Genomic DNA, 13294 nt, shown 5'->3' with positions numbered 1-13294 from the left:
CCGCGCCAATCTCCCCCGCAAGCGGGGGAGGTGACTTGGGGCGTCGACCTTCGCTCAGTAGCCGGCCGCCTGGCCGTCCTTGCGCGATTCGCTGGCGCCGATCCAGCCGCCGTGCGGGTTCTTCATGATCGCCTGGTAGCCACCGTAGGGCCCGTGCGAGAAGCGCACGGAATGGCCCTTCATCATCAGCGCGCGCACGGTCTCGTACGAGAAGCCGCTTTCCAGGTCGAGCTCGCCGCCGTCGGTCATCGCGGTGTTCTGACCGGTCGGCTCGGTCGAGCCGTCGTGCTGGATCCGCGGCGCATCGCCGGCTTCCTGCAGGTTCATGCCGAAGTCGATCATGTTGATCAGGATCTGCACATGGCCCTGCGGTTGCATCGCGCCGCCCATCACACCGAAGCTCAGCCACGGCTCGCCGTCGCGGGTCGCGAACGCGGGGATGATCGTGTGGAACGGCCGCTTGCCCGGCGCGTAGCCGTTGGGGTGGTCGGCCTTGAGCACAAATTGCTCGCCGCGGTCCTGCAGAATGAAGCCCAGGCCCGGCGGTGCCATGCCGCTGCCCATGCCGCGGTAATTGGACTGGATCAGCGAGACCATCATGCCATCGGCATCGGCCGTGGTCAGGTAGATCGTGTCGCCTTCGTCGAGTTGGCGCGGCGTGCCCGGCTGCACCTCGCGCAGCGCGCGGTCCATCGAGATCAGCTGCCCGCGCTCGCGTGCGTAGTCCTTGGAGATCAGCCGGGCGACGGGTGCGGGATGGAAGGCCGGGTCAGCGTACCAGCGCGCGCGGTCGGCGAAGGCCAGCTTCTTGGCTTCGGTGAACAGGTGCACGTGCTCGGGACTGCCGAAGCCGTAGGACGCGAGATCGTAGGGTTCGAGCAGGTTGAGGATCTGCAGCGCGGCGATGCCCTGCCCGCTGGGCGGCAACTCCCAGACATCGACGCCGCGATAGTTCGTCGACACCGGCTCGACCCAGTTGCCAGTGTGCGCGGCCAGGTCCTCGTACGAGAGGAAGCCGTCATTGGCGGCGAAGTAGTCGCCGATGGTGCGCGCGATCTGGCCCTTGTAGAACGCGTCGCGGCCGCCGTCGGCGATCGCCTGCAAGGTATTGGCGAGATTGGGGTTGCGCCAGGTCTCGCCCTTGCGCGGCGCGCGGCCGTCGATCGTGAACTGCTCGGTGAAGCCGGGCCACTGCGACAGCCGTGGCACCGACCGGTCCCAGTAGTAGGCAATGACCTCATGCACGGGATGGCCTTCGCGCGCGTAGCGGATCGCCGGCGCGAGGTTGTCGGACATCGCGCGTCGGCCGAAGCGGCCATGCAGCGCGAACCAGCCGTCGACCGCACCGGGCACGGTGACCGGCAGCGGACCGTGCGAGGGAATGTCGGTCAGCCCGCGGCGCGCGAACTCGGCCAGCGTCAGCGACTGCGGCGAACGACCGGAGCCGTCGTAGCCGTACAGACGCCGCGTCTTCGGGTCCCAGACGATCGCGAACAGATCGCCGCCGATGCCGTTGCCGGTCGGTTCCATCAACCCGAGCGCGGCATTGGCGGCAATCGCGGCATCGACCGCCGAACCACCAGCACGCATCGTGTCGAGTGCGATCTGGGTCGCCAGCGGGTGCGAGGTCGCGGCCATCGCGTGCGGGGCAAGGACTTCGCTGCGGGTCGCGAACGCACGACCGGTGATGCGGTCTGCGGCAACCGCGGGCAGCGCGATGGCCAGGGTGGCACAGGCGGCCAGGACGAGGCGCATGACGGGTCTCCTTCGGATGATCGGCGACAGTAGCGCATCGGGGGCGCCGCGCGCGGCGCCGTGCGTCTCAGTCCTCGGCATCGCCGTAGAACTGGACGCCGATGCGGATGCGCTCGCGCCCCTGTGCACGACGATGGCGGTTGCTGTCGCGCAGCGAGTACACGCAGCCGCAGTATTCCTGTTGGTAGAAGCGCTCGCGCTTGCTGATGTCGATCATCCGCGACGAACCGCCGCCCTTGCGCCAGTTGTAGTCCCAGTAACGCAGCCCGTCGTAGGGCGCGGCGGCGCGGTGGCCGCAGTCGTTGATCTGCGCCATGTTCTTCCAGCGCGAGATGCCCAGCGAACTGGTGATCAGGGGGAAGCCATGCTCGTGGGCGTAGAGCGCGGTGCGCTCGAAACGCATGTCGAAGCACATCGTGCAGCGGATGCCGCGCTCGGGCTCGTTCTCCATGCCCTTGGCGCGTGCGAACCAGTTATCGGTGTCGTAGTCGGCGTCGACGAACGGCACGCCGTGCTTCTGCGCGAAGCGGATGTTCTCCTCCTTGCGCAGCAGGTATTCCTTCACCGGATGGATGTTGGGGTTGTAGAAGAACACCGTGTAGTCGATGCCCGCCTCGACGAAAGCCTCCATCAACTCGCCCGAACACGGCGCGCAGCACGAATGCAGCAGCAGGCGATCGTGCGCGGGTTCGAACCCGTCGGGAAGCGGAAGCGGCTGGCGTGCGGGTGTGGACATGGCGATGCGAGCGGAGAGAGACCGGACGGTATGGTACCGCCCCGCCGGCGCGCCATCCCGGGCACGCCGGGATGAGGTGCGGCCGCTGCGGCTATGGGCCGGTCTGCACGTCATCGACGGCGGGCGTCTGCCCGTCGTCGAAACGGCCGCGGATCGGGAACGGCTGCGGCTGCGGCCGCGGCACCGGGGTCGCCTCGAGCCGGCGCAGCAGTTCGCTGATGCCGCGGTCGAGCTGCGCATCCTCGCCGCGCCACGCCGCGTGCGGCAGGTTGTCGACCGCGATGTCCGGCTCGACGCCGCGGCCCTCGATCAGCCAGCGCCCGTCGCGGTCGAACTGCGCGTTCTGCGCCGCGCGCATCACCCCGTGATCGACCAACCGGTTGCTGTCGCTCAGCCACACCCCGGCGCCGGCCGTGCGCTGCCCGATCACCGGCCCAAGCCCCAGCGCCTGCACGCCGGCCGAGAAGGTCTCGCCGTCGGAGTAGGTCAGCGCATCGGCCAGCACCACCAGGTGGCCGCGGAAGCTCTGCTGCATGTTCCAGTACGGCGCCGACCCCGGCGGTGCCCAGAACGCCCAGGCACGGCGCAGCAGCGTACCCAGCACCCAGCTGTCGATGTTGCCGCCGCGGTTGCGGCGCACGTCGATGACCAGGCCCTCGCGGTCGACGTTGGCGTAGAACTCGCGCGCGAACGCGGCGATGTCATTGGCGCCCATCGCGTATAGGTGCAGGTAGCCGATACGGCCGTCGGTCGCCTGTTCGACATGTTCGCGGCGCGACTGCACCCAGTCGTCGTAGCGCAGCTGGGCATCACGCTCCATCGTCACCGGCACCGCGACGGTGCTGCGCGCAGCGCCGTCGCGGCGGTAGTCGAGCCGCACCTGCTGACCGGCCTGGTGTTCGAGGCGCAAGGCGACATCGGCCGGCGTGTGCACTGGCTGGCCGTTGATCGCGGTGATCAGGTCGCCGGCGCGCAGCGCGGTGCCGGGCTGCGCCAGCGGCGCGCGCGCGTCGGGCAGTTCCGGATCGCTGCGATAGATGTGGCGCAGGCGCACGCCGTCGGCGTGGGCCTCGTACACACCGCCGAGCGAGGCCGGCACCGGGCGCTCGGGGTCCTGGCGGTACTCGCCGCCGCGCACCTGGGAATGCAGCACGCCCAGCTCGGCCACCATCTGTCGCAGCAGATCGTCGAGTTCGGTGCGCTCGCCCACGCGCGGTAGCAGCGGCCGGTACTTGTTGCCGATCGCCACCCAGTCCTGGCCGCGCAGGCCGGGATCGAACAGATAGTCGCGTTGCATGCGCCAGGCATCGTCGAACATCTGCGCCCATTCGCGCGCCGGCTCGACCGCCAGGCGCCAGTCACCGATCCGGACCTGGTACGGCGCGAGGTCGTCGGGCAGTTTGTCGGCGACCGGGACGAGGTACATCGCGCCCGGGCCATCATGCTCGGCGCTGCGGTAGTACAGCGTCTTGCCGTCGGCCGAGAGCCCAAACTCGGCGACATGCTCGGCGAAGGTGTCGATGCGCGCCCGTTCGGCACGGTAGGCAATGCTGCGCAGCGCCGGCGTGGCGTTGGCCTGCGAGGGCTGCTCGAGCACGAACAGCTGCTTCTGGCCGGCGGCCAGTGCGCGATAGTTGCCGGCCTCGACCGGCACCTCGTACAGCCGCGACGACAGCCCAGCGGTGACGATCCGCGGCAGCGCGCCCGCCGCGGCCTCCTTGGCGTCCTCGGCCTTCTCGGCCTCGCGCTCCGGCGTATCGGCATCGATCGCCGGATCGACGGCGCGCAGCTCGGTCGGCGGCTGAAACGCGAAGCGGTTGCCCGGCTGCAGCGCCAGCGCATACAGGCGGGTGCGCCGGTCGAACATCGGCCCCATGTTGCGGTCGCCCCAGGGCGCACCCGGGGTCGCCCGGAACTCGCGTTCGGACAGGAAGTACAGCCAGCGGCCGTCGGCGGTGAACGCGGGCGAGTGGCTGTTGTAGCGATCGCTGGTCAGCACATGGCGCTGGCCGTCGGCGACGCTGTAGAGCACGATCTGCTCGCGCTGATAGCTGGTATCGGGTCGCACCACGGCCAGCGCGCGACTGTCGGGCGCCCACACGATGCCTTCGTAGGCGCGCACCGGACTCTGGTCGATGCGACGGTTCTGCCCGCTGCGCAGGTCCAGCAGCCACAGCGCGCCGTTGAAATCGCTGTGTGCCAGCCAGCGGCCATCGGGCGACGGCGCCAGATCGAAGCGCTGGGTGCGGCCGTCGTGCGTCAGGGCCTCGCCGGGGCCGCTGCCGTCGGCGGGAAAGCGCCAGATCTCATGCTCGCCGGTGGCATCGCCGATGGCGTAGAGCCAGCGTCCGTCGGGGCTGAGGACCGCATTGCGCGCCCGGCTGCCTTCCGGCAGCGCCGGCTCGATCCGCCGCAATGCGCCGGTGCCGGCGAGTGCGACGCGCCCGCGTGCGGTCAGCGCCACGCGGCTGCCATCGGCGGAGACGCGCGCACTGTCGAGAAAGGCCAGCGGACGATCCAGCCAGCGCGTGCGCCGCGACGCGGTGTCGGTCGCCAGCGTCAGGGCGAGCAGGCGATCGTCGCCGCTGGCGAGATCGTAGCGGGCGATATCGGCGCCACGCTGGTAGACGATGCGGCCCTCGCGCAGCTGCGCCCCGCGCACCTCGAAATCGCGATGCGCGGTGAGCTGGCGCGCATCGCCGCCGTCGGCATCGAAGGACCACAGATTGGGCACGCCGTCGGCATCGCTGGTGACGTACAGCCGCCCCTGCCACCACATCGGCCGCGCCAGCGTGCCGACGTGGTCGGCGGCCAGGCGCACCGCTTCGCGGGCGCCGGGATCGAAACGCCACAGCTGGCCGCGTGCGCCACCGCGGTACTCGCGGGCGTTGTCCTGGGTCACGGCCAGGCCGAAGCGGATGAAGTACAGCCGCCCCTGCTCGTCGTAGGTCGCCTCGCGCGCGTCGGCCAGCGGCAGTTCGCGCCGCGCCAGCGTGTCGGGATGCACCGCATGCAAAGTCCACGACCAGGTCGGCCCCACCCGCTGGTCGGTCGCGTAGAGCACCTCGCCCTGCGGCGTCCAGCCCTGCACCAGCACGCGCCCGCCTTCGAAGCTCAGGCGCTTGGGCATGCCTCCGGCCAGCGGCATCACATAGGCCTCGGTGGCGCCGTCGTAGTCGGCCGCATAGGCCAGCCGGGTGCCGTCGGCGGAGATCCAGGGCTGGGTCTCGTTGGCCGGATGACTTGTCAGACGCCGGGCCTGGCCACCGTCGATGCCCGACAGCCACAGGTCGCCTTCAGAGGCGAACACCAGATGCGCGCCGTAGAGGGCGGGATCGCGGTAGTAGCCGGTCACTGCCGACGCCGGCCCGCACAGCAGCAGGCCAAGCAACGGCAGCAGACACCAGGACCGCAGGCGCAGGGCCCGCGCGCGCAGCGACGGTGAAGTCATCAGGAGTCCCCAGACAAACGCGCCGCCACACAGGCGACCCAACACGCGAGCTTAAGCGGCGAGTGACGGTCGCGCAGGCGCCGGAAGTCATGCGCGGGCATGCGCCTGTGTGCGCGCCGTCGCATTCTCAGGCAGACATGCGGGGATCGCCGCGCATCCGCCAGCTCGACAGACGCGGCGCGCCCCGCGCCGGCCGATCGCGTGTGCGTGTCCACGCCACGCGACGGCGCCACGTACGCCTGCGCGATCAGCCGCCCGGCGATGCCGGACGGGGGTGCAGATCAGCGTCGCTGCAGCAGCGTCACCACGCTGGAGAAATCCAGCCCGCCATTACCGGCCTGGCTGTTCATCGCGTACAGGTTGCGTGCCAGCTCGCCCAACGGCACCGCCACGCCCGTGCCCATCGCGGCCTCCGCGGCCAGGCCCAGATCCTTGAGCATCAGGTCGTTGCCGAAACCGCCGGTATAGCCGCGCGATGCCGGCGCGTTCTCCAGCACGCCGGGCCACGGATTGCAGACCTCGGTCGCCCAGCTGCGGCTGGTGCTGACCGCCATCATCTGCGACAGCACCTTCGGATCCAGACCATGCGCGGCGCCGAGCGCGATCGCCTCGCCAGTTGCGGCCATGATCACGCCCAGCGCCATGTTGTTGCACAGCTTGGCGACCTGGCCGGCGCCGGCATCGCCCATGTGGAAGATGTTCTTGCCCATCGCTTCGAGCACCGGGCGGGCGCGCTCGAGCGTCTCCGCAGCGCCGCCGACAATGAAGGTCAGCGTGCCGGCCTGGGCGCCAGCGGTACCGCCGGAAACCGGCGCGTCGATCATCTGCAGGCCGCGCGCCTTGGCCGCGGCGGCGACCTTCTGCGCCGAGGCCGGCGCGATCGTGCTGCAGTCGATCACCAGCGCGCCATCGGGGATCTTCGCCATCAGGCCGTCCTCGCCCAGGTACAGGCCCTCGACGTGGCGGCTGGCCGGCAACATCGAGATCACGACCTCCGCCTCGACCACTGCATCGGCGGCGCTGGCGGCAGCGGTCGCGCCGGCCTGCACGACCGAGGCGATCGCGTCCGTATTGAGGTCGAAGGCGCGCACAGCGTGGCCGGCCTTGACGAGGTTGGCGGCCATCGGTCCGCCCATGTTGCCCAGTCCGATGAAGGCGATGCGAGTCATGTGGTTCTCCAGGTGACGGTGCGGATGGGGCGCGCGCTCTACGGCCGGCAGGTCATGCGGCGCGCGGCGCGGCCAGGTCGGCCAGCGGATGCGCACCGCCCAGCCAGTCGGGTTCGGCGAGGAAGGTCTGCGCCCAGGCCGGCGTCGCGGCGGCCAGCGTTGCCGGCGCCCAACGCGGGTTGCGGTCTTTGTCGATCAGCAGCGCACGGATGCCTTCGGCGAAATCGCCATGCGCGGCGCAATGCAGCGCGGCGACGTACTCCATGCGGAACACGTCGGCCAGCGACAACTCGGCGGCGCGGCGCTGCAGTTCGAAGCCCAGCCGTGCCGATCCGGGCGCGCCGGCGGCGAGCGTCGTCTGCGCCGCGGCGAGCCAGGCATCGTCGCCGGTGTCGAGGACGGCGATCGCCTCGACGATGTCCTCCAGCCGCGCGTGGGCGCAGACCGCCGCCACGGTCTGCGCATGCCGCTGCAGCGGGCCGGCCTCGACCGGGGCGACGAAGCGCTGCAGCAGCGCATCCAGCCGCGCATGGTTGTCGCGGTCGTCGCGCGCCCAGGGCTCGGCGGCGATGGCGTCATACACCGCCTCTCGATCGGTCTCGACCAGATGCACGTCAGCCAACTGCGCGTGGATCGCGTCCCCGGGTCCCAGCAGCGCGCCGGTCAGCGCGAGGAACAGGCCGGCGCGGTCGGGCACGCGGGCGAGCAGCCAGCTGCCACCCACATCCGGAAACAGACCCACGGTGATTTCCGGGAACGCCAGCTTCGAGCGCTCGGTCACCACCCGGTGACTGGCGCCGGCCATCAGCCCGATGCCACCGCCCATGACGATGCCGTGGCCCCAGACCAGCACCGGCTTGGGATAGGTGTGGATGCGGTGGTCGAGACGGTACTCGACCTCGAAGAACTCGGCGGCGTAGGCGTTGTCACGCACGTCGGTGGCACCTGCCGCGCGATACGCAGTCATGCTCTCGTACAGCGCATGCAGGTCGCCGCCGGCACAGAACGCTTTCTCGCCGGCGCCCTGCAGCACGACCAGGGCGATCGCCTCGTCCTTCGCCCAGGCCACCAGTTGCGCATCCAGCAGCTGCGCCATCTCCAGCGACAGACCGTTGAGGGTCTTGGGCCGGTTGAGCGTGGCGATGCCCACGCGGCGGCCGCCAGCGGCGGCGCGCTCTTCAAACAGCACCGCGGCGGGATCGGCCGCGCTCATGCGTTGGTCCACACGGGGCTGCGCTTTTCCAGAAACGCAGCGACGCCTTCTTTCTGGTCCGCGGTGTCGAACAGATCGACGAACAGCTCGCGCTCGGCGATCAGGCCGGCGACCGCCGGCTGGCTGCGCGTGGTCTGCACCAGCCGCTTGCAGGCCGCGACGCTGGTCGGCGATTGCTTGGCGGCCTTGGCGGCCCACTCCAGCGCGCGCGCCTTGGCGTCGCCGCGCTCCACGACCTCCTCGACCACACCGATGCGCAGTGCCGTCGCCGCGTCGATGCGCTCGCCGAGCAGAATCATGCGCTTGGCCCAGCCCTCGCCGGCCAGGCGGGTGAGGTTCTGGGTGCCGCCCGCGCACGGCAACAGGCCCACGGTCGCCTCGGGCAGCGCGAGTTGCGCCTGCGTCTCGGCAATGCGCAGGTCGCAGGCCAGCGCGCATTCGAGCCCGCCGCCCATTGCATAGCCGTTGATCGCGGCGATCGACACGCCGCGGAACGCGCTCAGCGCCTCGAAGGCCTCGCCGAAGCGGCGCGCGGCCTCGCGCGCGGCCGCCTTGTCGCCCGACGCGAACTGCTTGAGATCGGCGCCGGCCGAGAAGAACTTCTCGCCCTCGCCGGTGATCACCAGCGCGTAGATGTCGCGATCGCCGTCGAGCGCGGCGACCAGATCGCGCAGCGCCGCCAGGCTGTGCACGGTCCAGGTGTTGGCGGGCGGATTGCGCAGCGTGACGATCGCGGTGTGCCCGTCGATCTCCAGTCCCAGCCCGGTCCAGTCGCGCGTGCGGTAGTCGTGGGCGGTTTGGCTCATCGCAGGTCCTCCTCGGTGTTGAGCAGATGGCGCGCGACGATCACGCGCATGATCTCGTTGGTGCCTTCCAGGATCTGGTGCACTCGGCTGTCGCGCAACAGGCGCTCGACCGGGTACTCGCGGATGTAGCCGTAGCCGCCGTGCAGCTGCAGCGCATCGTTGCACACGGCGAAGCCGGCATCGGTCGCGAAACGCTTGGCCATCGCGCACCACACCGTGGCATCGCCGCTGCCGGCATCGAGCTTGCGCGCGGCGGTGTGCACCATCTGCCGCGCAGCGACGAGCTGCGTGGCCATGTCGGCGAGCTTGAACTGCAATGCCTGGAACTCGCCGATCGCCTTGCCGAACTGCTTGCGTTCGCGCAGATAGCCGCGCGCGGCATCGAGCGCGCCCTGGGCGGCGCCCAGCGAGCAGGCCGCGATGTTGATGCGGCCGCCGTCCAGGCCCTTCATCGCGATCTTGAACCCCTCGCCCTCCGCGCCGAGCAGGTGGTCGGCGGGCACGCGGACGCCGGTGAAGCTGATCGTGCGGGTGGGCTGGCTGTTCCAGCCCATCTTCTCTTCCTTCTTGCCGTACTCGATGCCCGGCAGGTCAGCCGGCACCGCGAACGCGCTGATCCCGCGCGCGCCTTCGCCGCCAGTGCGGGCCATCACGATCAGCATGTCGGTCGCGCCGGCGCCGGAGATGAACGCCTTGCTGCCGTCGATGACGTACTCATCACCGTCGCGCACCGCCCGGGTCTTGAGCGAGGCGGCATCGGAGCCCGCGCCCGGCTCGGTCAGGCAGTAGGAGCCGAGCTTCTCGCCACTGGCCATCGCCGCGGCCCACTGCCCGCGCACGCGCGGACCGGCCCAGGACGCGAGCATCCAGGTCGCCATGTTGTGGATGCTGATGTAGGCCGCGGTCGAGGGATCGGCCGCCGACAGTTCCTCGAAGATCAGCGCCGCATCCAACCGCGACAGCCCGATGCCGCCGGCATCCTCGGGCGTGTAGACGCCGCAGAAGCCGAGCGCGCCGGCGCTGGCAATCACCTCGCGCGGGAAGATGCATGCAGCATCCCAGTGCGCGGCCTGCGGCGCGAGTTGTGCGACGGCGAAATCGCGCGCGGCCTCGCGGAACGCGATCTGCTCCTCGGTCAGGCCGAAATCGTTGCCTGCGGTCGTGGTCGCGCCCATCGTCACTTCAGGCTGATCGTGGTATTGACGCCGTGGCCCAGCGTCTCGTCGTCGAACCAGCGCGCGGTCACTGTCTTGGTCTGGGTGTAGAACGTCACCACCTGCTTGCCGTAGGGGCCAAGGTCGCCGAGCTTGGACGCGCGCGAGCCGGTGAACGAGAACAGCGGCACCGGCACCGGGATCGGCACGTTGATGCCGACCTGGCCGACATCGATGTCTTCTTGGAATTTGCGCGCGGCCGCGCCCGACTGCGTGAACACCGCAACGCCGTTGCCGTTCGGGTTGGCATTGACGATCGCGATCGCCTCGTCGAGCGATTCGGCCGACAGGATCACCAGCACCGGCCCGAAGATCTCTTCGTCGTAGATGCGCATGCCGGGCTTGACCCCGGAGAAGATCGTCGGGCCGACGAAGTTGCCCTTGGCATAGTCGCCATCGAGCTTAGGATTACGGCCGTCGAGTTCCAGCGTCGCGCCGTCCTCTATCCCCGAGGCGATCAGCGCTTCGATCCGCTCGCGCGCCGCGCACGAGATCACCGGGCCGACGTCGGTGCCGGCTTCGGTGCCGCCGCCGACCTTCAGCGTCTTGGCCTTGGCGACCAGGTCGGGAATCCAGGCTTGCGCCTCGCCGACCAGCACCGCGGTGCTGGCGGCCATGCAGCGCTGGCCGGCCGCGCCGAACGCGGCGCCGGCCATCGCGTTGAGGGTCTGCTCCTTGTTGGCGTCGGGCAGCAGGATCGCGTGGTTCTTCGCACCCATCATGCATTGCACGCGCTTGCCGGCGAGCGAGGCGCGGTTGTAGACGTGGGTGCCGACCTTGGTCGAGCCGACGAACGAGACCGCCTTGATGTCGGCGTGGTCGCAGATCGCGTTGACCACGTCCGGGCCGCCGTGCACGACGTTGAGCACGCCCTTGGGAATGCCGGCTTCGAGCGCGAGCTCGACCAGGCGCATCGTCACCAGCGGGTCCTGCTCGGAGGGCTTGAGCACGAAGGTGTTGCCGGTGGCGATCGCCATGGGGAACATCCACAGCGGGATCATCGCCGGGAAGTTGAACGGGGTGATGCCGGCGCACACGCCCAGCGGCTGCAGCAGCGTGTAGGTGTCGACGCCATTGGCGACGTTGTTGGCCAGCTCGCCCAGCTGCAGATTGCCGATCGCCGCGGCGTGCTCGACCACCTCCAGACCGCGGAACACATCGCCCTCGGCGTCGGGCAGGGTCTTGCCCTGCTCGCTGGTCAGGATCGCAGCCAGCTCGCTCATGTGCTCGCGGATCAGCTGCTGGTACTTGAGAAAGATCCGCGCACGCGTGCCGATCGGGGTCTTGCGCCAGGTCTTGAACGCCTTCTGCGCAGCGGCGACGGCGGCGTCGACTTCGGCCGCGGTCGCGAACGGCACGCGTGCCAGCACCGCCTGCGTGGCCGGGTTGACCACGTCGCGCCATTCGCGTGTCTGGGACTGGACGAATTCGCCGTCGATCAGCAGCGGGACGGAGTGCGGAGCATTCGACATGGGGCAGGCCTGCGGGCGGGACGGGATTCGCATTATTTGCAGAATCGGCCTGGTAGGCGCCTGCGAAGGCCCGCGTATCGTGCGAACATCGCGCACATTCCTGCGAATATTGCGAATCCGCCATGAGCCGCCCCAAGCGTTTCGTCGGCGCCCGGCTACGACGACTGCGTCAGCAACACGGGCTGGCCCAGGCCGCGCTGGCCCAGGCGCTGGCCCTGTCGCCGAGCTATCTCAACCAGATCGAGCGCGACCAGCGCCCGCTGACCCCTGCGGTGCAGGCGCGCCTCGAGGTCCTGCTCGGTCCGCAGCCGGCCCTGTTCGACGACGCCGGCCCGGCCGCGCTGGTCGGCGAGCTGCGCGAGGCGCTGGCCGACCTAGGCGAGTCGGCCGCGACCCCCGACGAGCTCGAGACGCTGGCCGGCGACCTGCCCGGCATCGCGCGCCTGCTGCTGGACCTGCATCGTCGCCAGCGCACGATCCGTGAACGCGCCGACGTGCTCGCCGCGCAGCTCGGCGAGGTGGAGCTCGCCGGGCCCGACGGCGACCCGGTGCGCGACTACTTCAACCGCCGCCGCAACCACGTCGCCGAACTCGATGACATCGCCGAAGCCGCCTTTGGCGCGCACGGGCTGGTCGCCGGCCAGGTCGCACCGCGACTGCGCCAGCGCCTGCGCGACGCGCACAGCATCGCCGTGGCACTGGATGACCGGATGGACGCCAAGCGCCGCTTCGACCCGGACACCCGCACGCTGTGGCTGCCCGACTGGTTGCAGCCGGGGCAGCAGGCCTTCCAGATGGCCGCCGAACTGGCGCTGCGCGAGCACGGCGCGCTGATCGACACCCTGGTCGCCCAGGCCGGCTTCGCCGACACCGAGCGCGCCGCGCAGGCGCGCATCGGTCTGTCGAACTACTACGCCGGCGCGCTGGTGATGCCCTACGGCGCCTTCCTCGACGCCGCCCAGGCCGAGCGCTACGACATCGACCGCCTCGCCCATCGCTTCGGTGTCGGTTTCGAGGCCGTCTGCCATCGCCTGAGCACGCTCGCCCGCCCCGGCCGGCCGGGCCTGCCGTTCTTCTTCGTGCGCGTCGACCGCGCCGGCAACATCTCCAAACGCCACTCGGCAACCGACTTCCACTTCTCCCACGTCGGCGGCGCCTGCCCGCTGTGGATCGTCTACGAGGCCTTCAACCAGCCCGGCCGCATCCTGACCCAGGTCGCACGCATGCCCGACGGCCGCCGCCACTTCTGGCTGGCCCGACAGGTCGAGAGCGGCCCGACCGGCTACGGCCGCCAGCGCAAGACCTTCGCCGTGAGCCTGGGCTGCGACCTGCGCCACGCCGACCGCCTGACCTACTCGCGCGGCCTCGACCTCGACGACCCCGCCACCGCCACCCCGATCGGCCCGGGCTGCAAAGTCTGCGAACGCACCGACTGCGTCCAACGCGCCTTCCCGCCCCTCCGCCTCCCGCCCCTCTGA

9 protein-coding genes are annotated in these 13294 nt (G+C 70.3%); 1 reads left to right on the top strand and 8 read right to left on the bottom strand.

Annotated features, from left to right (window positions below; genetic code table 11):
• Positions 1 to 54 precede the first annotated feature (54 nt).
• The 8 genes from ggt to MNO14_RS00905 form a co-directional block, all read right to left on the bottom strand.
• Positions 55 to 1773: a gamma-glutamyltransferase gene (gene ggt / locus MNO14_RS00940; protein WP_241946220.1), complete on the bottom strand. Its 1719-nt coding sequence runs from the start codon at positions 1771 to 1773 to the stop codon at positions 55 to 57.
• 49 nt (positions 1774 to 1822) lie between these two features.
• Complete coding sequence (locus MNO14_RS00935; protein ID WP_241944951.1) at positions 1823 to 2491, bottom strand: epoxyqueuosine reductase QueH; 669 nt, start codon at positions 2489 to 2491, stop codon at positions 1823 to 1825.
• Between the two features lie 91 nt (positions 2492 to 2582).
• Complete coding sequence (locus tag MNO14_RS00930; RefSeq protein ID WP_241944950.1) at positions 2583 to 5942, bottom strand: S41 family peptidase; 3360 nt, start codon at positions 5940 to 5942, stop codon at positions 2583 to 2585.
• A 281-nt stretch (positions 5943 to 6223) separates the two neighbouring features.
• Positions 6224 to 7111 carry a 3-hydroxyisobutyrate dehydrogenase gene (gene mmsB, locus MNO14_RS00925; RefSeq protein WP_241944949.1) on the bottom strand — a complete coding sequence of 296 codons (888 nt, stop codon included), beginning with the start codon at positions 7109 to 7111 and terminating at the stop codon, positions 6224 to 6226.
• Between the two features lie 52 nt (positions 7112 to 7163).
• Positions 7164 to 8324: an enoyl-CoA hydratase/isomerase family protein gene (locus MNO14_RS00920; protein ID WP_241944948.1), complete on the bottom strand. Its 1161-nt coding sequence runs from the start codon at positions 8322 to 8324 to the stop codon at positions 7164 to 7166.
• Positions 8321 to 9130 (bottom strand): enoyl-CoA hydratase, encoded by an 810-nt coding sequence (locus MNO14_RS00915; RefSeq protein WP_241944947.1) that lies wholly within the window; start codon positions 9128 to 9130, stop codon positions 8321 to 8323. Before MNO14_RS00915 ends, MNO14_RS00920 begins: the two co-directional genes overlap by 4 nt.
• Positions 9127 to 10305 (bottom strand): acyl-CoA dehydrogenase family protein, encoded by a 1179-nt coding sequence (locus MNO14_RS00910; RefSeq protein ID WP_241944946.1) that lies wholly within the window; start codon positions 10303 to 10305, stop codon positions 9127 to 9129. The genes MNO14_RS00915 and MNO14_RS00910 overlap by 4 nt, the downstream gene beginning before the upstream one ends.
• 2 nt (positions 10306 to 10307) lie before the next feature.
• Entirely contained in the window at positions 10308 to 11816 is a 1509-nt protein-coding gene (locus tag MNO14_RS00905) for a CoA-acylating methylmalonate-semialdehyde dehydrogenase (RefSeq protein ID WP_241944945.1), read from the bottom strand.
• Between the two features lie 122 nt (positions 11817 to 11938).
• Here MNO14_RS00905 and MNO14_RS00900 point away from each other — a divergent pair, with 122 nt between their 5' ends.
• Complete coding sequence (locus MNO14_RS00900; protein ID WP_241944944.1) at positions 11939 to 13294, top strand: short-chain fatty acyl-CoA regulator family protein; 1356 nt, start codon at positions 11939 to 11941, stop codon at positions 13292 to 13294.

The sequence above is a fragment of the Luteimonas sp. S4-F44 genome (genome assembly GCF_022637415.1).
In the GTDB taxonomy this organism is placed as follows: Bacteria; Pseudomonadota; Gammaproteobacteria; order Xanthomonadales; family Xanthomonadaceae; genus Luteimonas.
Note: the sequence above shows the minus strand (reverse complement) of the source record. Positions and strands in the feature narration are given on the sequence as shown.